Origin of the sequence: Pseudomonas sp. RC4D1 (genome assembly GCF_018390395.1) — a bacterium.
Classification (GTDB): Bacteria; Pseudomonadota; Gammaproteobacteria; order Pseudomonadales; family Pseudomonadaceae; genus Aquipseudomonas; species Aquipseudomonas danubii.
Window position 1 is genome coordinate 704951 of sequence record NZ_JAHBAW010000002.1, and the last position, 20786, is coordinate 725736.

At 61.2% G+C, this 20786-nt stretch carries 21 protein-coding genes; 4 read left to right on the forward strand and 17 right to left on the reverse strand.

What is annotated here, in order from left to right:
• Positions 1-36: 36 nt before the first annotated feature.
• From KHO49_RS18910 to KHO49_RS18920, 3 genes are read right to left on the reverse strand one after another with little or no spacing between them, the layout of a single operon-like run.
• Positions 37-978, reverse strand: a complete 942-nt coding sequence (locus KHO49_RS18910; protein ID WP_213665624.1) for a COG2958 family protein — start codon at positions 976-978, stop codon at positions 37-39.
• A 1-nt stretch (position 979) separates the two neighbouring features.
• The gene (locus KHO49_RS18915; protein WP_213665625.1) at positions 980-2278 is read right to left on the reverse strand and encodes a restriction endonuclease subunit S; all 1299 of its coding nucleotides are present in this window, start codon (positions 2276-2278) and stop codon (positions 980-982) included.
• A complete protein-coding gene (locus KHO49_RS18920; RefSeq protein WP_213665626.1) occupies positions 2268-4007 on the reverse strand; it encodes a class I SAM-dependent DNA methyltransferase in 1740 nt (579 codons plus the stop codon). The genes KHO49_RS18915 and KHO49_RS18920 overlap by 11 nt, the downstream gene beginning before the upstream one ends.
• 341 nt (positions 4008-4348) lie before the next feature.
• Between KHO49_RS18920 and KHO49_RS18925 the strand changes: the two genes are divergently transcribed.
• Entirely contained in the window at positions 4349-4741 is a 393-nt protein-coding gene (locus tag KHO49_RS18925) for a DUF6124 family protein (protein ID WP_213665627.1), read from the forward strand.
• A gap of 77 nt (positions 4742-4818) precedes the next feature.
• On the opposite strand, the gene KHO49_RS18930 is transcribed toward KHO49_RS18925, so the two are convergent.
• The 7 genes from KHO49_RS18930 to KHO49_RS18960 form a co-directional block, all read right to left on the reverse strand.
• On the reverse strand, positions 4819-5112 hold the full coding sequence (locus KHO49_RS18930; RefSeq protein ID WP_213665628.1) for a type II toxin-antitoxin system RelE/ParE family toxin: 294 nt from the start codon (positions 5110-5112) through the stop codon (positions 4819-4821).
• A complete protein-coding gene (locus KHO49_RS18935) occupies positions 5100-5372 on the reverse strand; it encodes a CopG family ribbon-helix-helix protein (RefSeq protein WP_213665629.1) in 273 nt (90 codons plus the stop codon). Before KHO49_RS18935 ends, KHO49_RS18930 begins: the two co-directional genes overlap by 13 nt.
• Before the next feature lie 360 nt (positions 5373-5732).
• Positions 5733-7766, reverse strand: a complete 2034-nt coding sequence (locus tag KHO49_RS18940; RefSeq protein ID WP_213665630.1) for an LTA synthase family protein — start codon at positions 7764-7766, stop codon at positions 5733-5735.
• Between the two features lie 49 nt (positions 7767-7815).
• Complete coding sequence (locus KHO49_RS18945; RefSeq protein WP_213665631.1) at positions 7816-8427, reverse strand: hypothetical protein; 612 nt, start codon at positions 8425-8427, stop codon at positions 7816-7818.
• Positions 8427-9722: a sialidase family protein gene (locus tag KHO49_RS18950; protein WP_110596104.1), complete on the reverse strand. Its 1296-nt coding sequence runs from the start codon at positions 9720-9722 to the stop codon at positions 8427-8429. Before KHO49_RS18950 ends, KHO49_RS18945 begins: the two co-directional genes overlap by 1 nt.
• A 46-nt stretch (positions 9723-9768) precedes the next feature.
• Complete coding sequence (locus KHO49_RS18955; RefSeq protein WP_213665632.1) at positions 9769-10314, reverse strand: cytochrome b/b6 domain-containing protein; 546 nt, start codon at positions 10312-10314, stop codon at positions 9769-9771.
• On the reverse strand, positions 10314-10580 hold the full coding sequence (locus KHO49_RS18960; RefSeq protein WP_110596106.1) for a PepSY domain-containing protein: 267 nt from the start codon (positions 10578-10580) through the stop codon (positions 10314-10316). Before KHO49_RS18960 ends, KHO49_RS18955 begins: the two co-directional genes overlap by 1 nt.
• Before the next feature lie 172 nt (positions 10581-10752).
• Here KHO49_RS18960 and KHO49_RS18965 point away from each other — a divergent pair, with 172 nt between their 5' ends.
• The 3 genes from KHO49_RS18965 (at position 10753) to KHO49_RS18975 (ending at position 13525) form a co-directional block, all read left to right on the forward strand.
• Entirely contained in the window at positions 10753-11415 is a 663-nt protein-coding gene (locus tag KHO49_RS18965; protein ID WP_019092959.1) for a response regulator, read from the forward strand.
• A complete protein-coding gene (locus tag KHO49_RS18970) occupies positions 11412-12794 on the forward strand; it encodes an ATP-binding protein (protein WP_102881759.1) in 1383 nt (460 codons plus the stop codon). The genes KHO49_RS18965 and KHO49_RS18970 overlap by 4 nt, the downstream gene beginning before the upstream one ends.
• A 185-nt stretch (positions 12795-12979) precedes the next feature.
• Positions 12980-13525, forward strand: coding sequence for a hypothetical protein (locus tag KHO49_RS18975; protein ID WP_213665633.1), 546 nt, complete (start codon positions 12980-12982; stop codon positions 13523-13525).
• Positions 13526-13591: 66 nt separating this feature from the next.
• Here the strand turns inward: KHO49_RS18975 and KHO49_RS18980 are convergent, their stop codons facing one another.
• The 7 genes from KHO49_RS18980 to KHO49_RS19010 all read right to left on the reverse strand — a co-directional run bounded on the left by KHO49_RS18980 (position 13592) and on the right by KHO49_RS19010 (position 20778).
• Positions 13592-14527 (reverse strand): hypothetical protein, encoded by a 936-nt coding sequence (locus KHO49_RS18980; protein ID WP_213665634.1) that lies wholly within the window; start codon positions 14525-14527, stop codon positions 13592-13594.
• The gene (locus KHO49_RS18985; protein ID WP_213665635.1) at positions 14528-15259 is read right to left on the reverse strand and encodes an alanyl-tRNA editing protein; all 732 of its coding nucleotides are present in this window, start codon (positions 15257-15259) and stop codon (positions 14528-14530) included.
• 289 nt (positions 15260-15548) lie between these two features.
• A complete protein-coding gene (locus KHO49_RS18990) occupies positions 15549-16322 on the reverse strand; it encodes a 1,6-dihydroxycyclohexa-2,4-diene-1-carboxylate dehydrogenase (protein WP_102881761.1) in 774 nt (257 codons plus the stop codon).
• Between the two features lie 254 nt (positions 16323-16576).
• Positions 16577-17590, reverse strand: a complete 1014-nt coding sequence (benC, locus tag KHO49_RS18995; protein ID WP_213665636.1) for a benzoate 1,2-dioxygenase electron transfer component BenC — start codon at positions 17588-17590, stop codon at positions 16577-16579.
• Between the two features lie 10 nt (positions 17591-17600).
• Positions 17601-18089: a benzoate 1,2-dioxygenase small subunit gene (gene benB, locus KHO49_RS19000; RefSeq protein WP_213665637.1), complete on the reverse strand. Its 489-nt coding sequence runs from the start codon at positions 18087-18089 to the stop codon at positions 17601-17603.
• Positions 18086-19450, reverse strand: coding sequence for a benzoate 1,2-dioxygenase large subunit (gene benA / locus KHO49_RS19005; RefSeq protein ID WP_213665638.1), 1365 nt, complete (start codon positions 19448-19450; stop codon positions 18086-18088). Before benA ends, benB begins: the two co-directional genes overlap by 4 nt.
• 371 nt (positions 19451-19821) lie before the next feature.
• Positions 19822-20778, reverse strand: a complete 957-nt coding sequence (locus KHO49_RS19010; RefSeq protein ID WP_213665639.1) for an AraC family transcriptional regulator — start codon at positions 20776-20778, stop codon at positions 19822-19824.
• Between the last annotated feature and the right edge of the window lie 8 nt (positions 20779-20786).

Sequence of the window (20786 nt, forward strand, 5' to 3'; positions counted from 1 at the left end):
GGCTAGGCCACCGCTCGGTGAGAAGCTGGGGATGGCTCACGCAGAGGCCTCCCATTCCTTGGCGGTTAACTCGCCGGTTTGGTGGAAGCGCCGGACACGTCCGAGGAACTCGGCAAAATCGCTATTTTCTTCGCTTAGGCGGTTGCACATGTCCCAGTCGATATCGCTGCGTTCTCGCGCAGGAATCAAAATCTGGCTTTCCGTGGGGTTCTCCACATCCAATTGAATCACCCCTATGCCATGGGCAGCAGCGAGCATACGCAGCTCTTTGAGCGTGCCATCGCCTTCCACCGTAGCAGCCACCAAGTAGCCAAAATGCGCCCAGGAGGAATTGGACACCGTCTGGAAGAAACACTTGCGGGCATTGGAGCGGTTGAGCAGCAGCTTGACCTCAAATGACCACAACCGGGCACGAGGCCCTCCTAGCTCGCGAACACAATCACGCACATTGAGCGTCCAGTCAGCGGTCAGGTTTTCCAGACCGACCAGATCCGGGTGCAGCCATTCATTGCCACCGCTGCCGGCGCGGTTGGAAGAGCGCTTTTCGTTGATACGCATGGCGTTCACGCACTGCTCTTCCGACAACAGATACTGCGCCAGCAAAGGATAGAGCGCGTGCTCACGTAACCGCGAGGACTCAGGCAGCTCTGTGACTTCAGGTGACAGGCCTTCCGCCGCCGCGACCTCGGCATTGGCGTCCAACTCCGACCAGTAATAGTGACGTGGCCGGCCTTCAGTGGTTTTCAATTGCGGTTGCTGCTTCTGCCAGCGAGGACGCGAGCCTGCGATTTCGGCCGCCAGTTGCTGCACAAGGTCAGCGTCGGTCTGAATATGGCTGCCGCTACCGGCTTTCTTGACCGCACATTCGGCGGGGAACTGCTCGAATACCCATTGCGCCAATTCGCGGGCGGTGTGTTGGCTGTCGGGCTGGCTTTGCAGGCGATCGATAACACGTTCGCGCAGGTTAAGAGAAGCCATATTAGATAGCCTCCGACAGGATCTTTTCGGTGGCGGCTGCCGCTTCTGGTAGGCGCAGTTGGCCGGAGATTAGGCGGGGTAATAGAGTGTCGCGGAGTTGGGTGAGAGTTTGGGCAAGCTGGTTATTTGAGAATATTTTTTCTCGCAGTGAGAAAACAATCTCATCAAAAGACTCAAGAACAGACTTCGGCGCCACCACCACAGGCAATCTGTAGACATTATTTCGATTCAAGCCAGGTACAGCACCATCGGTATTCATACCCTCAAGACCGAGTGTTTTTAAAAGGTAATAACAGTAAGTCAAAGGCTTATCTGTTCTGACATAAAAAACGGTGTCGATAGGAAAGAAAGGCCTATCTTCCCAAAACAAACTACCAACAGTCCCTTTACGTCCAACAATGACTGATGGCCCATTGACCAATGATTCGTTATGGCTGCCCGTAATTCCGCCTGAGCCATATACAGGAACAGGACCATCAACCCGATCAGTTGCTTTCAGTGCTTTTCCGTAGGACAACTCGATTAGGTCTTCGACTTTTTGTAGTTTCCATCCTACTGGCACCGCGCCCTGCTCAAACTCTTCAAAACTGTTAGGAAACAATTCGGCGGTACTTGTATCCATACCTTCAGGCTCAAGCCCCTGAGCCTTGGCACGCACAGGGTCGAAATCGACGAACCAGGATTTGAACAGCGCTTGGGCGATGGTTTCCAGAGTGGCGTTGGTTTCACGGAGCAAAGTAACACGATCACTCACAACATCAGAAAAACTAGAAACCGCTTCAATAACCTGCTTAGGCGGCATCGGAATAGGAAGAAGGCGAATATCTTTAAGATTTAGTGTTTTCTGAACAGTAGTATTGAGTACAGCATCAATTAGATGCCTACAAGCTCTACTCTCTAACACAGCCTTCAAGTATATCCGAAGACTAGAATCCGCTAAACGAACTACCGCAATTGCTCGTGCCGCATTCCAACCAGACATATGTTGCTGCACCACAACACATTCGCCGGGATTACCAACCAGGGTAATCAACAGCTCATCACCAACCAACTGCGTACGCTTATATTCTTCGTTTACATCAGGCGATATGCAGTATTTGGGTACCGAAGAAAAAAACCCGCCACTAACATCACCAACCTTTATTAAGGGGACGCCTCCAACCGTATTGGGACCGGGGTACATCACGCCTACGGCGATACTCTTGCTGTCACGCAATAATTCTTCAAATGAAACAAACTTCCAACTTTCCGGAAAGTCCACTCCGGCCTGCACCCAGCGTTTTCGAAGTTCAGAACTCATAACCCAGCCCCCCAAGCTTCTGGCGAATTAACTGATCAAGCTCCGCCCCCTTGGCCATTTGCTCACCCAACAAAGCTGTAAGGTTCTGCACCTTTTCAGCAAAGGATTCGCCATCCTCCTCAATCGCCTCAGCCCCAACATAACGCCCCGGCGTGAGTACATACCGATGCTCAGAAATCTCGTCCAAGGACACGCTGCGGCAAAAGCCTGGAATATCAATGTACTCCGCGATATCGCCACCAACATCCAACGGCTCACCGCGCCAATTAGCCACGGTTTGAGCAATACGTTCGATATCACTATCGAGTAGTTCGATCTGCACTCGACTGATATTAGTGCCAAGCTTGCGCGCATCGATAAACAACACTTCGCCAGGGCGAGCAGCTTTTTGCTTGGTAAGGAACCACAAACAAGCTGGGATCTGTGTGTTGAAGAACAACTGGCCGGGCAGCGCGATCATCACTTCCACCACATCCGCCTCGACCATGGCCTTGCGAATATCGCCTTCACCGCTCTGGGTGGAGCTCATCGAGCCGTTGGCCAGAACAATACCGGCCCGCCCATTGGACTTGAGGTGAAACAGCATATGTTGCAACCACGCGTAGTTAGCGTTGCCTTGCGGCGGTGTGCCATATACCCAACGCGGGTCACCTTCCAAACTGCCATGCCACCAGTCGCTGATATTGAATGGTGGATTGGCCAGTACAAAGTCTGCGCGCAGATCGCTGTGTTGGTTACGGATAAAGGTGTCAGCCGGTTCTTTACCGAGATTGAAGTCAATGCCGCGAATGGCCAGGTTCATTGCCGCCAAACGCCAGGTGGTTGGATTGGACTCCTGACCATAGATGGAAACATCACCCAGTTTGCCGCCATGGGCCTCGATGAACTTTTCCGACTGAACAAACATGCCGCCCGAGCCGCAGCAAGGGTCGTAGACCTTGCCATGGTGTGGGTTAAGCACAGCAACCAGGGTTTTAACGATGCTGGCAGGCGTGTAGAACTGCCCGCCCTTCTTACCTTCCGCACTGGCGAATTGACCAAGGAAGTATTCATACACCTGGCCCAGCAGATCGCGGGCTTGGTTAGCATCGCCACCGAAGCCGATGGTCGATATCAAGTCAACCAACTCACCAAGCTTGCCGTCCGGCAACTGGGCACGGGCGTAACGCTTGTCGAGGATATTTTTCAGGCTAGCGTTTTCCGCTTCGATGGCGGCCAATGCTTCATCAATACGTTTGCCAATATCGACCTGCTTAGCAGCGGCGCGCAGTGACTCCCAACGCGCCACTTCCGGCACCCAGAACACGTTGACTTCTGTGTAGTAGTCGCGCTCCTCCAGCTCTTGGGCCAGCAGTTCGGCGTCGTCGCTGCCGAGGTAGTAATCATCGTTGGCATCGGTAAAACGACGCTTCAGCTCGTCACTGCGGCCAGCGAAGCTGTCGGAGATGTACTTGAGAAAAATCAAACCGAGGACGATGTGTTTGTACTCGGCGGCGTCCATATTGGCGCGCATCTTGTCGGCAGTGGCCCACAGGGTTTTCTGTAGGTCTTGCAGCGTGTTGTTGGTGGTCTTGACCGCTGCCTTGGCTTTACGTCCTGGCTTTTTCTTGGCCGGCTCAACTTCCAGACCTTCGGGGGATTCGTTTGGCGCATAACGCGCTCGGGCTTCGTTCAACACTTGCTCGGCGAGGCTACTAGCAGCCTGTTTGCCAGCCTTTTGATCCTTCATGGACAAATTCCTACCTTCAACGCAGATGAATTGCGCAATAAAAAATGAAAAACCAACCCAAGGGGCCGGTCAAAGATGGGCTGCATGATACCGGGCTGATGGCTTTTCGTCAGAACCCTGGCTTAGGTCGGCGAAAAATCCCCAAACGCGCAAAAACCACTGCACTTCACTACTCAATGTAAGGCTTGTCTCTTTCTATTGAACGACCTGTCCTAGAGAGTTCAAACGCCTTGCACCTACAAAAAGCACCGCCTAGGCTTGCTCCATCGCTGCACATCAGTGATCGGGTTTAGCAGCTCGAAATAGCACATTGGCGCACCCACCAATATTGGAGATGCACCATGAAAAAGCTCGTTCCCGATCCGCCCCTGCCCTTACCCGGACAATTCAGAACCCCCGAACACGATATCGACACCCAGCGAATTCGCTTGGCCTTGGCCGCGCATAGCGCCGAAACCTCGATCCTCAATAGCCTGAAAGACACCGTGCCTACATCCGTAGGTCATCACTCCATGTTCAGTGTCCGCCCCGGCATCAATGCCGAAGAAGCCTTGGTGCATGTGTCGTTGCTACTGGACTGTGCGGTACAGGTCAGCGATGAAATCACCGAGCGCGCCAGCGGTGTGGAGCGTGGGTTGATTTGGTCGATGATCCATTCGGTGGAAATGGCTAGAGCGGTGGTGGATTCGTTGCTGGATGCCAATAGACCGGCAGAAAACATTCAGCAAATCTGAGGAAGGAGAAAACGGGGTAAGACGTGACTTACCCCGTTGCCATCTGACTGAAGCGCTAAACAGCTTGCGACCAAAACTCAGTAACCGGCTTCTTTCTGATGCCGAAAGGCAAGTATGTAAACAGCATCATCCGCACGCTCATGCCGATAAAGTGCGACATAACCCGAATCACCGAACTCGATGATCAGCTCGCGCAGCTCCGGCAGTTCTGGAAAGGGACGACCGATTTCTGGGTCTTCCTCCAGTCGAGCGATTTGACGCTCAATCACTTGGGCAGCCCGTTGAGCGATCAGCGGGCCTTTCTCGACTAGAAACTGGCGACAACGCTCCAACCCTTGCGCAGCACCTTCGGTGAGAATCAATCGTGGCACTTAGGCAGCTCCGCCTCAGCCTCGGTACCCCAGGTATTGAGCCAGGCCCGAGTTTCTTCGCCGGTCAGATGCCGACCCGTTTCCTGATACGCCGCCCAAGACGCCAAGGCTTCTTGTTTGAAGCTCTCACGGGCTTCCTCGCGCTCGACGTACTGCGCTATTGCTTCGCGCATAATCCAGTGGGACGAACGTTGACGCAGCCCCGCCAGATGCTGAATGCGTTTTTTCAGCTCGTCATCAATCTTGATAGAAGTGGCCATTGCCGAACCCTTGTTATCTAAAGGTATTACCTTTCGATAAGGTATCAGGCACCCAACGCAGCTGTCCATGCGCCGAAGGCGCGGATAATGTCACTCAGCACTGGCCTGGGAGGACACGAGGGGAGACAGATATGTACTTTAAAAAAAACCTGATTGACCCCGTCTCCCTCTAACTTCTGCTGCTCGCAAGAACAGGCTGTTCGATGATCAGGCGCTTGATAAAGCGCTCAATCGCCTAACCACCAGCAGCTTCAGCCTTGAACTGGTTACCTATTAAATAGAGCTCAGGCGGTCTTGCGGCCGCCTTCGCTGGCAAGCCAGCTCCTACACGGGCTGGCGTCAACCGATGACTACGCGGTGTCACCGCACATTCCGATACAACATCAACCGCGCCCCCTCATACATCCCCCGCGTCAACTCCAGCAACCGTTCAAACTCCTGCGGATGCTCCTGCGCCACATCCTCACGCGGGGTGCTCGACGCCAAATCATGCAACGTCGCGCCACTGCCGTCGTGTTGCATCTGCAACAAAAAGTCCTTGGTCACGCCGCCAATCACCGGAAAGGTCCCTTCCCTCAATACCAGCGGCACCACCCGCTCCCCCTCCGGAGCAGGCTGTTGAATGTCCCGCCCCATGGCGCCATTGGTGAAGGGCATCCCGGCCATGCCGGCTACGGTGGGCAGCAGATCGGCGAGGCCGACGGCTTCTTCGATCACTCTGGGCTGCAACATCCCCGGGGCATGGATCAGCAGCGGTACGTTGTTGCTTTCCAGCCCAAGCTGTTCAAACGCGGGGGCCATGTGGGGGATCTGGCTGATGCGGGTGTTGTGGTCGCCGAAGAACACGAAAATCGTGTTGTCGTAGTAGCCCCCCGCTTTGGCGATCTCCATTAGGCGGCCGATGTTGAAGTCCAGCAGGCGCACGGCGTTGTATTGCTCCAGGCTGCGGGAACCGGCGGCCTGGACTTGTTCCAGGGGCAGGTCCTGGGCTTGGAAGCCGTCGTTGTCCTTGGGGATGGTGAAGGGGCGGTGGTTGCCGGAGGTTTGCAGGTAGGCGAAGAACGGCTGGTCCTGGGGGATGGCGCGCAGCAGGCGGTCGCTTTCCTTGAACAGGTCGAGGTCGGAGATGCCCCAGACGTCCACCTGGGGCGATTGCCAGTGGCTTTCGTCGTACAGGCGCACGTTGTCGATGCTCTGGCGGATCAGGCCGTTGATGTTTGCCCAGCCGGCGTTGCCGCCGATCAGGTAGAGCTTGTGGTAGTCGCTGAAGGCGTTGATCAGGCTGTGTTGGCGGGTAATCAGCGGCTGGCGGGTGGCGGTCTCTTGGCGGGTGACGTCGGGCACGCCGGTGATGCTGGCCCACACGGTTTTGGCGGTGCCGGTGACCGGGACGTAGAAGTGTTTGAAGAACCAGCTCTGGCTGGCCAGGCGGTCGAGGTTGGGGGTGGGGTTGAGCGGGTTGCCGTAGGCGCCCACGGCGCTGGTGCCGAGGGATTCGAGCATGACGAAGATGACGTTGGGCGGCCGGGGGCGGTCGATGCGGTACGGCTGCACGCCTTGTTGGCGGGTGAAGCTCAGGCGCTGCGGGTCCGGATGGTCGACGCCGAGATAGCGGGCCAGGGCCGGGTAGTGTTGGCGCACTTGGGCTTCGTCGTACTGGGCCTGGCCGGCCTTGAGGGTGTCGTAGAAGAACAGCACGGGGTTCAGGCCCAGGGCGGCGATCTGGCTGTTGCCGGAGAAGTAGGCGTCGCTCCAGCGCAGGGGCACGGGGTTTTCCAGGTTGAGGTTTTCTACCCGGCCCAGCAGACCGAGGAACACGGCGGCGATGCCCAGGGCGCTGACGCTGGCCAGGGACCAGCGGCCAAGGGTTTGCGCCGGGCGGTCGAGGGTCAGGCGTTCCAGGCGCAGCAAGGCGTAGCACCACAGGCTCAGGGCGCTGCCCCAGGCGAGGACGATCCACAGCACCGGGTAGCTTTCCCAGAGCATTTGCTGGGAGATCTGTGCGTCGTCCAGGTAGCGCAGCACCGTGGCGTTGATGCGTACGCCCAGGTAGGCGTAGTGGCCGAAGTCGATGATGTACAGCAGCCCTACCCCGCCCAGCACCAGCAGCAAGTAGACCCGGGCCAGCCAGCGCAAAGTTGGCAGGCGCAGCAGGTTCCAGCGCGGCAGCCAGGCCAGCAGGGCCAGGGGCAGCAGTAGCAGCAGGGTCAGGCGCAGGTCGAAGCGCAGGCCGATGCCGAGGGTCTGCAGAATGGCCTCGCGCTGGTTGGCGGCGCTCAGGTCCACCCCGGAAAAACCCACGGCGAACAGCAGCCGCAGCAGTGCCAGCAAGCCGAATACCAGCCCGATTGCGCCCACGCCGTAGCGCAGGCGGCGTGATTGCAACCCGCCCATCATTGACCTCTGTGTGGTGTTGTCGAAGGCCGCGGCGCGGCCGGTTGGTTTACCCGGCAAGGGGCTGCCCGCGGCTGCGCTGGGTGACGCGGCGCCACAGCCACAGCAGCAGCCCGCCGCTGGCGGCGATCAGGCAGTAGCCCGCCAGCAGCGGGTCCAGCAGGTAGTCCCAGTAGTTTTCCGAAGGCTTGAGGCGCAGGGCAAAGGCCAGGGTCCCGGCTACCAGCATCAGTACCCCCAGCAGGTTGCGTTGCCACAGCAGCACCAGCGCCGCCAGGCCAATCAGCACAATCATCGGCCGTGGGTTGTAGCCCCAGCGGTAGGGGTCGAGGTAAGTCAAGCCCAGGGTCGCGGGGTACAGGCTCAGGGTCAGGCCGATAAACAGCAGCAAAACCTGCACCCGGTGTTTGGCTGGCAAGGGCGCAATCACCCCCAAGTGCCGCAGGCTGACCCAGCCCAGCAGCACCAGGGTGCTGATGGCCAGATCATCGGTGAAGCTGCGTACATAGGCCGCCAGCGGCAGCTGGTTCAGCGGAATAAAGCTGACCAGCGCCAGCACGGGCAGCAGCCAGGGCCGCCAGGGTGCGGTCAGGCGCAGGCTGCCAAGCAGCACAAAGCCCAGGAGGATAAAACTCAGGTGGGCTTGCCATAGCGACATCATCACAAGCGCTCCGCCAGCCACGCCGCGTTGAAGCTGACGTGCTTGATAAAGGTGTTGTTCCAGGAATAGACCAGGTGGTACAGGCCGTCCGCCCCGCGGCTGAAGTAGGGGTATTCGTACTCGAAGTCGCAGCCCTGAGGCTTGCACACCCGATAGTCGAGGTTGCTCAAGAAGCGCTGTTCCAGGGGCAGGCGCCGGGCGCCGCTGGAGGCGCGGAAGCCTTCACCGATGATGTCCTTGTAGGCCTCGTGGGAAAACGGCTGGCCCAGGGGGTCGGGGGACTGGTCCAGTTCCACCAGAGGGCGCCATTGGCTGAGGCCGGCGTCAGTGCCGTACAGGCTGAGTTTGAAGCGCCCGTCCTGCAGGTCATTGAGGGCCACCAGCAGGCCCTGGTCGTCGGTGCCCACCGCCGCCAGGGACGAGTTGGGGTTGGACGGTTGCAGCGGATAGGGCTCGCTCCAGGTCTGCCCGGCGTCTTCGGTGCGGCTGGCCAGGACCTTGTGGTGGGTGTCGCCGGCGTAGCGCAGCATGGCTATGGCGCGGCGTTCGTCCAGGGGCACGATGGTCGGTTGCAGGGAGTGCTTGCCACGGCTGATGCGGAATTTGTCGATCACCGCGCCATCGGCGCTCAGGTACAGGTACTCGGCGAACTTGCCCATGAACTCGTGGTACACCGGCAGGCCGATCGAGCCGTCGGCATGGAACACCGGCGCGGCGCGCACCAGGGTGCTGATGTTGAAGAACGGCGAGGTCACCAGCTGTCGCGGCGCCGACCAGCTGCGCCCCAGGTCGTCGGAAACCATCAGGTTGATGGCGCTGGTGGCCCAGCCGCCCACCGACACCGAGACGTAGAACATCCATAGGCGCTGGTCCGGGCCCAGGGCGATCACCGGGTTGCCGAGCTTGCGGATATAGCGCCCGGTGCCGTCACGGGTCGATTCGCGGGTGGCCAGCACCTGCTCGGCGCCCCACTCGCCAGTCTTGGCGTCAAAGCGTGCGCTGCGCACCTGGACGTCGGCGGCGCCTTCCCGGGAGCCGGCGAACCACACGGCCATCAGGTCGCCGCCGGGCAAGGCGGTCACCGAGGACGAATGCACGAAGTCATCCAGGTCCGAGGAGACGAAGCGGCTGTTGTATTGCGGCGTACTGTTGGTCGTAGCCGTCTCGCTGCTGACCGCGGCCTGGGCAAACGGCGCCAGCTGATGGGGAGGATGGCTGCGCCAGGCGGCGATAAAGACGGCGGCCAAGAGCAGGCTGCTGCAGATGAAGCTCAGGCGAAAGGACAGCGCACGCATACAGGAGCCCGTGGCAAATTCTGGGTGGGGTACAAGGGAAAAAACATTAGTGCCGATCACTGTCCGGCAAGGGTCGGCGGCGGCCGGTGAGCATCGACAACGGCAAGTTGTCGCGCACTTGGAAGCTTTCAAAAATCGCCGCGCACACATGCAGCAGCACCAGGCCCAGCAGCACATCGGCGCTGGTTTCGTGCACCTGCAGCGGCCAGTCGGCGCCCCACAGGGCATCGACCTCTTCCATCAGGAAACCGCTGATGCCGATCAGCAACAGGGCCAGCAGCATCAGCAGCATCACTAAGGCACCGAGGGGTGAATGCCCCAGGCGATGCTCGGGGCGCCCGGCCAGCAGCGAGCGTAGATGCCGCGCCAGCCGGGCCCGGGTCGGCCAGAAGTCGGACCAGCGCGCACTGCGCGGCCCGACAAATCCCCACAGCGTGCGCAGCAGCAGCCAGGCCATGGCGTAGTAGCCGAGCCAGACATGCCAGTCGTCACCGGCTTCATTGAAGAAGTAGTTGCCGATAAAGACCCCGGCGATGGACAGGTGAAACAGTCGCACCAGCGGGTCCCACAGCTGCAGGGAAGCGTGCGGCATCAGCCTTTGATCTCGGTCTTCACCGCTTTGCCGGTGACCGGGTCGTGGTAGATCTCGACCTTGCGCTGGTCCTTGTCGAAGCCGTAGATCTCGTAGCAGTTGCCGTCAGTGACCTTGAACTTGTTGATCTGATAGCCCTGGGCCTTGAGCTGGTCCTGGAAGGCTTGCGGGTCTTGCCATTGCGAACGTTCGGCGGTGGTGCATTGCGGGCCGGCGATGGCCAGGGGGCTGGCGAGAACCAGGGACAGCAGCAGGACTTTGCGCATAGAGAAACGCTCCGGTAATGGGGGAGATTGCACTGTGCAAAACCAAGCTTAGTGAAAGCTTAGTTGGCAACGCGCGGTAACATTTTCCCCGCTAAAAACCCCTGCCGATGGACCCTGGCCGGCGTCATCATGCGCCCCTTCCCTGCCCCCTCGCCCTACCGAGAACCGCCCCATGCGCCTGCTGCTTGTCGAAGATGATCGTGCCCTCGGCCAGGGCATCCGCGTGGCGCTGAGCGCCGAAGGCTACACCCTGGACTGGCTGCAGGACGGCGCCAGCGCCCTGCACGCCCTGCGCACGGAAAGCTTCGACCTGTTGCTGTTGGACCTGGGCCTGCCGCGGCTCGACGGCCTGGAATTGTTGCAGCAATTGCGCGCCGCCCAGCAGGACCTGCCGGTGCTGATCCTCACCGCCCGCGACGGCACCGCCGAGCGCATCGCCGGGCTGGATGCCGGGGCCGACGACTACCTGGTCAAGCCCTTCGATGTCGAGGAATTCAAGGCCCGGGTCCGCGCCCTGCTGCGCCGCAGCCAGGGCCGTGCCCAGCCGCTGCTGGAACACGCCGGTATCCGCCTCGACCCGGCCAACCAGCAGGTGCACTACCAAGACAACGAAGTGGTGCTGACGCCTATGGAATACCAGTTGCTGCACCAGCTGATGGTACGCCCGGGCAAAGTGGTGACCCGTGAGCGCCTGTCCCGGGCGCTTTACGGCTGGCAGGACCGGGTCGAGAGCAACACCCTGGAAGTGCTGATCCACAACCTGCGCAAGAAGCTCTGCAGCGAGCTGATCCGCACCGTGCGCGGCGTCGGTTACGTGCTGGCGCTCAAGCCATGAACTCGGTGCGCACGCGGATTCTGCTACCGGTCCTGGTCCTGGTGCTGCTGGGGGATTTGCTGATCAGCTGGCTGGTGCTGCGCGACAGCCACCATGAGATCGAAGAGGTCTACGACGCCCAGCTGGCCCAGAGCGCGCGCCTTCTGCAAGGAGTGCTGCGCCAGCGCGACCCGGCTCAAAAGCCGGACGCGGCGGACTGGGAGCGCCTGCACCAGGCCTTCGACCAGGCCATGAGCCGGGTCGGCGTGGACGGCGCCGCCCACCCCTATGAAACCCGCCTGACCTTCCAGGTCTGGCGCGACGACGGCCAGTTGCTGATGCGCTCCGCCGAGGCCCCGCTGCTGGAGGCGCCGCCCACAACACTGGGCGCCCACGACATCCTGGAAAACGGCAAGGACTGGTGCGCCTTTCTGCTGGCCGACCCGCAGCAGGGCTTGCTGATCTGGGTTGGCGAGCGCGATGACATCCGCCAGGACCTGATCCAGCGCATCGTGCGCCATACCCTGTGGCCGACCCTGATCGGCGTGCCGCTGCTGGCGCTGCTGATCTGGCTGACCATCGGCTGGGGCCTGGCGCCACTGCGGGCCATGGCCCGGGCCATTCGCGGGCGCAGCAGCGACACCTTGCAGCCGCTCGGGCTCAAGCCCCTGCCCCAGGACCTGGAACCGATGCAGACCGCCCTCAACCAGTTACTGGCCCAGATCGACAGCCTGCTGGAGCGCGAGCGGCGCTTTATCGCCGACGCCGCCCATGAACTGCGCACGCCCCTGGCGATCCTGCGGATTCACGCGCAGAACGCCCAGAGCGCCGGCAGCCCGGAGCAACGCCAGGAAGCCCTGGACTTTTTGCTGAGCGGCGTCGACCGCGCCACCCGCATCGGCAGTCAGCTGCTGACCATGGCGCGCATCGAGCCGCAGCTGAGCAACCCGCGCCTGAGCCGCATCGACCTCAGCGCCCTGGTGCGCGAAGAGCTGGCGGAGCTGACGCCTTTGGCCCTGGAGAAGGATGTTGAACTGGTGCTGGAAGGCGACGAAGGCTGCCTGATCGACACCGACCCGGTGGCTTTGGCCATTGCCCTGCAGAACCTGGTGACCAACGCCCTGAACTTTGCCCCCGCGGGCAGCGAAGTGCGGGTCGGCCTGCGGCCCCAGGCCGATGGCGCGATGCACCTGTGCGTGGAAGATGCCGGGCCCGGCATCAACGAGGAGGAACGCGGGCGTTTGCTGGAGCGTTTCTACAGCCAGGGCAATGCCCATGGCGCCGGGCTGGGGCTGGCGATTGTGCAGATGATCGTCAGCAAGATCGGTGGCCGTCTGGAACTGCACAATCGGCCTGAGGGCGGGTTATGTGCGTTGTTGTTGCTGGGGCCAGCGCTTTAGTCGGCGGCGCGAAGGGCCTATCCTGTGCGCCGCTCGGGAATGGGGGTGGTCTGGCGGGCGTCTTCGCTGGCAAGCCAGCTCCTACACAAGCACGCACCATCCCCCCGTAGGAGCCGGCTTGCAGGCGAAGGCGATCTCGCGCCCCCCTCCACCAGCCGTATGAAATGACAATCAGGGAGACACCCATGGCCATGCCGGAACGGCTGAAACCAACACCCGCGACGCCGAAAATACGGGCGTTGATGAAAGACTTGCTCAAGCAGATCCTCGACCAGATCTGGGACAACCAGGAACGGGAAAGCCCCGAGATCAGTGCGCTGATCCAGCAGTGGAACAGCCACGCCGGCCGGCCTTTCGAGTTCCACGAATTTCGCGATATGCACAGCCATACCAGCGCGGCGAACTTTCTGCGCACGGCCTTTCATCAACAGCGCTACGTTGACGACCTGAGCTTCGACGAAGCGTGCGCCGTGGCGGATTTCATCTGCCAAGGCGAGGGCACGGAGTCTGATACGGACTACGCCCTGAACCTGCTGGAAACCAACTTCCCCGAGGCCAATGCCTCGGACCTGATCTTCTGGCCCAACGCGTGGTTTGACGATGAAGACCTGTTGCATATCGAGCTCAGCTCGGCGCAGATCATCGGTTATCTGATGGCAAAGTCTTCGCGGCCTTTGCAGGACGCGCCGCCCATCACCCTGCCCTATGCCATTCCCCAGAACAGGTCATAGCGCCGCCGAGGCCGTCTCCACCCGCTGCTCGACTGTGGCCATGGGTGGCAGCGGTCTGCGCCTGCTTCATCCCCTGCTGTTTTTTTTCGATCGCCCCGCGCGCCCGTCATATTCCGGGCGGCCCGACACCACCAGCCCGAAGAAGTAGGGATCAGCCCCTGGGTCTTCCAGTTGTCCGGAAGATTTGTTGTGCACTTCGATCACTGAAAACAGATCGACAAGACGGTCCTGGATCTCTTCGATTTCCGCCGCTTTGAGCGTGACCATCGCGCTGTACTTGAATGATCCGGACACATTGAAATATTCGCTTTGCTCGGGCTTGGTCAACGATCGGTCGATCTCGTGACGCAGGAACCGGTCCTTGAGCGCCAGGGCTTCTGCGGTTCTGGGCATTCTCAAGGTCGGGGCATGGCGCACGAAGGGTGACTGCGGGGTGCTGCGCTCCTTGGCCACAAGGCTCAGGAAGGCTTCGGTGCGCGCATCGTAGGCCAGGCCGAGCTGCTGGCACACCGCATGGATTTCGGCCACCGAGGCGCTGTCCACCATGTACAGATAGGTCATCAACGGCAGCAGTTCGAAGTGTTCCTTGAAGGCTGCAATGATCTCTTCGGTGACGATGAACTCACGTTCGTAGCGGCTCAAGCTCAAGGCGCGGCGCAGTAGCTTGGAGTCGTGCTCGCGCACCTCGAGCATGGCGGAAAGATCCTTGACCTCCACCCCTTTGCCAAACAGCATTTCGTGCACGGGGGCCGGCAACAAATCACGAAAGTAATGCCAGTAGTAATCGAAGCTCGACTTGCTGGAGGGAGCGATGCCCAGTTGGTCATGCAGTTCGACGGCTGACTCAAGGCTGAGGTGCTTGCGCCCTGCCTCGACGTCCCGGTAGTGGTTGGCGGAAAACGGAATGTTCACGGTTTCCAGAAAGGTTGAAATCTTCAGGTGGCCGCTTTCGAGGCGCAACTGGGTGAGAAACGCGCCAAAGGCCTGCTGGTTCTCCGACATTTATTCAGCCTCTACCGCGAACGAGACAGCAACCCGGGTGGTGTTTTTCCTGTTTTTCATGCTGGCAGTGACGGCCCCTATCTCTCGCGTATTGCCGACATGCACGCCGCCACAGGGGATTGACCATTCGCCGCATTGCCACCAGCGATAGCCTGGACCTTTGCCGGTATCGGCCTGGGTTCTGACGGCATGACCGGCCGCGCAAAAGCGATTCAACTCTTGTGTCGCACGCTCAAGGCTCTGCTCATCGAACTCGCCCATGAACTCATAGTGGTTTTCCCCGCCCTGGTCATTCAACGGCGAGCGGACCGGGTGTGGAATCGAGCGCCCCTGCGTCTGCTCCAGCAGGCAGTGCATCAGGTGCATGGCCGAATGAATGCGCATCTGCTGATAGCGCAGGGACCAGTCCAGGGTCGCCGTCACCCTCTGCCCCGGCACGAGTGATTGCAACTGCCCGAACCCGGCGTCATCCAGCTTCAGGTAATGCCTGATCTCGTCGTCCTTCCTTTTGGTGGTGGTGATCTCGATCACCTGCGGCACATCACCGGCCTCAGGATCGCTGAGGGTCAGCAGCCCCCGATCCCCCAGTTGGCCACCGCCCTGGGGATAGAACACCGTCTCGCTCAATAGAGCGAAGGGCGCACCCGAATCGTCCCGTTCAAGCCGGTGGATCTGGCATTGCACGGTTTGCAGGTAGGGTTGCTGGTGAAACAAAGGAAGGGTTGGGTTCATGTATGCCTCGCGTCCTTGAGCATTCACGGCCGGCCGGGGATTCCCATGAATAGCCGTTGCCTGTGTGGCGCATTAAGAACCATCTGCCGACAAATATTCAACCCTTGGATTAATAATAAATCCCCAGGATTAATTTCCGGCACACACAATCCCCAGCCTACCTCTCGTGCGCAAGCCAACCCAATACGCAATTACCGTAAGAGCCGGCTTGCCGGCGAAAGCGATCTCGCGGACGCATTCGTCGGCAAGCCGGCTCCTACAGGTCGCTCATTCAGCAGGAGGTTGCTCCTCAGCCCTGGTCGCCGCCGCCCACCGGCAACACTGTGCCGGTGATGTAGGAGGCTTCGGCGGAGGCCAGAAACAGGATGGCTGCGGCTTGTTCGTCGACATTGCCGTAGCGTTTCATCAGGCTGCTGTCGAGGGTCTGATCGACGATCTGCTGGTACCAGACTTGCTCCTCGGGACTTTGTTCAGCGCTGTTGCGCGGAATGCGCCGCGGCGGGGCTTCGGTGCCACCCGGAGCGGTGGCGTTGACCCGCACGCCACGGCCGGCGGTTTCGAAGGCCAGGCAGGCGGTGAGTGCGTTGATCCCACCCTTGGCCGCACCGTAAGGCACGCGATTGAGGCTGCGGGTAGCGATGGACGAGACGTTGACGATGGCGCCGCTGCCCTGCTCCAGCATCTGCGGCAAGGCGGCGTGGCAGCACCACAGGGTGGGGAACAATGAGCGCCGGACTTCGGCTTCGATTTGCGCCGGTTCGTAGTGTTCGAAGGGCTTGGCCCAGATGGTGCCGCCGACGTTGTTGATGAGGATGTCGAGGCGGCCGAAGTGGGCGATGGCCGCCGCCATGATCCGGCTGCATTCGCTGTACTGCTCCAGGTCGGCGGTCAGGGCCAGGACCGGGTAGCGGGGGCTCAGTTCGGCGGCCAGTTCGAAGACCAGTTCGGAGCGGTCCACCAGCACCACGCGAGCGCCCTCTTCGGCCAGGCGTTCGGCAACGCGACGGCCGATGCCTTGGGCGGCGCCGGTGACCAGGGCGACTTGGTTGTGGAAACGGTTCATGGAAACCTCGTGAGTGCAAAAAGATGGAGAGAACGCCACCCGACGTAGGAGCCGGCTTGCCGGCGAAGAGGCCCTTGAGCCTAGCAGCGCTCTTGTGGACGCCTTCGCTGGCAAGCCAGCTCCTACAAGGCCATGGCTTGCCGTGTGGGATTGCGTAGGAGCCGGCTTGCCGGCGAAAGGGCCCTTGAGCCTAGCAGCGCCCTTGTGGACGCCTTCGCTGGCAAGCCAGCTCCTACACAAGAGTGCAATGCCCTTCAGGCGGCGCTGGCGGCGAACTTCTCGTAGTAGAAATTCGCCGGGGCGATGCCCTGCTCGCGGATGAACTGGCTCACCGCCTCGACCATCGGCGGCGGGCCGCACAGGTACACGTCCACATCACCCTGGTTGAGGTGCGCCGGTTCGATGTGCTGGGTCACGTAGCCCTTGCGCGGGTAGTGGCTTTCAGGGTTGGCCACGCAGGCGCTGAAGCTGAAGTGGGGGATGCGCGCGGCAAAGTCTTCCAGGCGCTCCAGTTCCACCAGGTCGAAATCGTTGGTCACGCCGTAGATCAAATGCAGCGGATGTTCGCTGCCCTGCTCGGCAATCTTCTCCAGCATGGCAGTGAACGGCGCCAGCCCGGTGCCGCCGGCCAGCAACAGCAGGGGCCGGCGGATGTCCCGCAGGTAGAAGCTGCCCAGGGGCCCGGCCAGGGTCATGCTGTCACCGGCTTTGGCGAGACCGGTGAGGAAGCTGCTCATCAGGCCGCCGGGCACATTGCGGATCAGGAAGCTGACCTCGCCGTCGCGCTGCAGCGAGCTGAAGGAATAGGCCCGGGTTTGTTCGCTGCCGGGCACCCCGAGGTTGACGTATTGCCCCGGCAGGAACGCCAACTGGCTCAGGGCTTCACCCTTGATCGACAGGGCAATGGTGCTGTCGGACAGCTGGCGCACCGCGCTGATGTTGGCCTGAAAGATGGCCTGCCCGGCGCGGCAGACCTGGGACGAAGCCGGCACCCGCACCACGCAATCACCGAGGGCGCGCATCTGGCAGGTGAGGACAAAACCCTGCTCGGCCTCGTCGGCGCTCAGAGCGTCTTCGATGTAGTCCTCGCCCAGCTCGTAGCGCCCCGCCTCGGCAAAACACTTGCAGGTGCCACAGGCGCCGTCGCGGCAGTCCAGGGGGATGTTGATACCCTGGCGGTAGGCGGCGTCGGCTACGCTTTCGCCAGGGTTGGCGTTGACGAAACGGGTAACGCCGTCTTCGAAGTTGAGTGCGATTTGATGGCTCATGGCGGTCGCCTCAGAGGTGGTAGATATCGACGACCTGGCGAACGTAGTCGTTCTTCAGGATGACTTTCTTGGCCAGGATCAGCGGGTTTTCGCCGCGCACATCCAGGGTGTAGAAGCTGCAGCCGAAGTAGCTGTCCACGGTCTTGTAGCGAAAGCTCAGGGTGTGCCAGTTGAAGCGCAGCTTGCACTGGCCGTCGCCGTGCTCCAGCAGCTCGATATTGCTCAGGTTGTGGGAGGTGCGGGTGTCGGGAATGCTGGCGCTGGAGCGCTCGGTCTTGATGCGGAACACCCGGTCTTCCAGGCCGCTGCGGTTGCCGTACCAGATCAGCGAGATTTCCCGCTGCGGGTCTTCGGTCAACTGGTCGCTGTCATCCCAGGAGGGCATCCAGAAGGTCGCGTCCGGAGCGTAGAGCTCCAGCCAGCTGTCCCAGTCCTTGTCGTCCAGGTAGCGGGCCTCGCGGTACAGGAAATCGCGCACGGCATCGTAGGAAATATTCATTGCACGGCCTCCACATCGATCTGCCGTGAGGCTTCACGCTCCAGGGCCGCGAGCAGGGTCTGCTGCCAGTACTTGTGCTGCATCACGAACAGGCCTTCATCCTCGGTGCGCACGCCGCTGAGGATCGGCTGCAGGTCAATTTCTTTCGCTGCGTCGTCCGCGCCCTGGACCCAATGCTCGGCGCCACGGGACATGTCGTTCCAAGCCGTGGTGCTGCCCTGGTAGCCGAGTTGGCAGGAGCGGAATTCCTCCAGGTCGTCCGGGGTGGCCATGCCGCTGACGTTGAAGAAGTCTTCGTACTGGCGGATGCGCCGGGCCCGGGCTTCGTCGCTCTCGCCCTTGGGCGCAATGCAGTAGATGGTGATTTCGGTGCGGTCCACGGAGATCGGCCGAGCGATGCGGATCTGCGAGCTGAACTGGTCCATCAGGTAGACGTTGGGATACAGGCACAGGTTGCGCGAGTTCTCGATCATCCAGTCGGCCCGGGCCTGGCCGAAGTCCCGGGCCAGCTCGTCGCGGCGTTCGTACAACGGGCGGTCCTCGGGGTTGGACCAGCGGGTCCAGAGCAGCATGTGGCCCTTGTCGAAGGAGTAGAAGCCACCGCCCTGCTTGGCCCAGGTGCCGGCGCTCATGGTGCGGATGTCTTCCCCGGCCTCGCGCTGCTTGCGCTGGTTCTGGGTGGCGGCGTAGTTCCAGTGCACCGAGCTGACGTGGTAGCCGTCGGCGCCGTTCTCGGCGGTGAGCTTCCAGTTGCCTTCGTAGATGTAGCTGGAGGAGCCGCGCAGCACTTCCAGGCCGTCGGCGGACTGGTCGACGATCATGTCGATGATCTTCGCCGACTCCCCCAGGTGCTCCACCAGGGGCAACACGTCGGGGTTGAGGCTGCCGAACAGAAAGCCGCGATAGGACTCGAAGCGCGCGACGCGGGTCAGGTCGTGGGAGCCTTCGCAGTTGAAGCTGGCCGGGTAGCCGGCGGCGGCCGGGTCCTTGACCTTGAGCAGCTTGCCGGTGTTGTTGAAGGTCCAGCCGTGGAACGGGCAGGTGAAGGACGCCTTGTTGCCGGTCTTGTGCCGGCAGAGCATGGCGCCGCGATGGCTGCAGGCGTTGATGAAGGCGTTGAGCTCACCGTTCTTGTTGCGCGCGATGAACACCGGCTGCCGGCCCATGGTGGTGCTGTAGTAGTCGTTGGGATTGGGGATCTGGCTGTCGTGGGCCAGGTACAGCCAGTTGCCTTCGAAGATGTGCTGCATCTCCAGGTCGAACAGCCGGGGGTCGGTGAACATCTCCCGCTTGCAGCGGTAGACGCCCTGGTCGGGGTCTTCTTCAAGCAGGGAATGCAGGTATTCGGGTCGCAGGGACATGGCCGCCGCCTCCATTGTTTTTATTCAGGCAGGGCCATGCTAGGGCGGGCTTGGAACGGGCAATAGCCAATGCGTGCAGACCTGTATCCGTTTTCTGCAGATTGCTCTGTAGCCGCTGCCGCAGGCTGCGAACGGCCCGAAGGGACGCAAGGATCTCAAGGCCGCAGGAGGTTCGACTGGCCATCGCCAGGCAAGGTCCTGCGGACCTTTTCGCAGCCTCGCAGGCTCGGCAGCGGCTACAGGGGCGTGTAGCCGCTGCCGCAGGCTGCGAACGGCTCCGCAGGAGACGCAGGGATCCCAAGGACGCCGAAGGTCTGCCGGGTGATCGCCAGGCACAGGTCGGAACGAATGCCCATAGCGGGGCGGGCCGGTCAGTGGCGACGCTTGAGGGTGTCGGAGGGCAGTTCGCCATATTGCTGGCGGTAGCTTTGGGCAAAACGCCCAAGGTGCAGGAAGCCGAAATCCAGGGCCAGTTCGGTGACGTTGCGCACCGGGCTGTACGGGTCGCTGAGGCAGGCGTGCACCCGTTGCAGTTTCTGCTGGCGGATGTAGTTCTTCGGCGTGGTGCGGGCATTGCGTTCGAACAGCGCGTACAGCGAGCGCAGGCTCATGCGCGCCTGTTGCGCCAGTTCTTCGCAGCCGATGTCGTGCTTGAGGTTGCGTTCGATGTAGTCGGCAATCCGTTCGAAGGTCGCCGCCGAGGCGCCCAAGGCACCGCGCTGCACGTTGGTCTGCATCAGCCCCAGCAGTTTGCCCACCAGGATGTGCGCATAGTGCTCCTGGACCTTGGGCATGCTTTCCGGGGCTTCGGCTTCCTGGCATAGCAGGCTCAGCAAGGGGATGAAGCCTTCCAGTTCCTGCAGTTGATAGCGCTGGCGCAGAAAGCGCACGCCCTGCCCCGGGTACTGCCAGCGCTGTTCCTGGCAGGCAGTTTCCAGCAGGCGGGTGGGAATCTTGATGATGAATTTTTCGCAGTCGTCGGAATAGGTCAGGTCCACCGGGTCGTCGGGGTTGATCAGCAGCAGTTCCCCCGGGGTGAAGTAGTGTTCCTGGCCACGGCCGCGCCACAGGCAGTGACCCCGCAGCAGCACTTGCAGGTGGTAGATGCTTTCCAGCGCCGGCGAGGTGACGCGCACGCTGCCGCCGTAGCTGATGCTGCACAAATCCAGGCTGGCCAGGGCCCGGTGCTGCAGGCTGGCCTGGGGCTGGCCGGCCCGGGGCAGGCGGATGCAGTGGCTGCCCACGTGCTGATTGACGTAACCGGACACGGCATGGGGATCGGCTTGAACAAACACGCGGCTGCGTTCACTCAACAGATGCATTTGCATAATCGGGT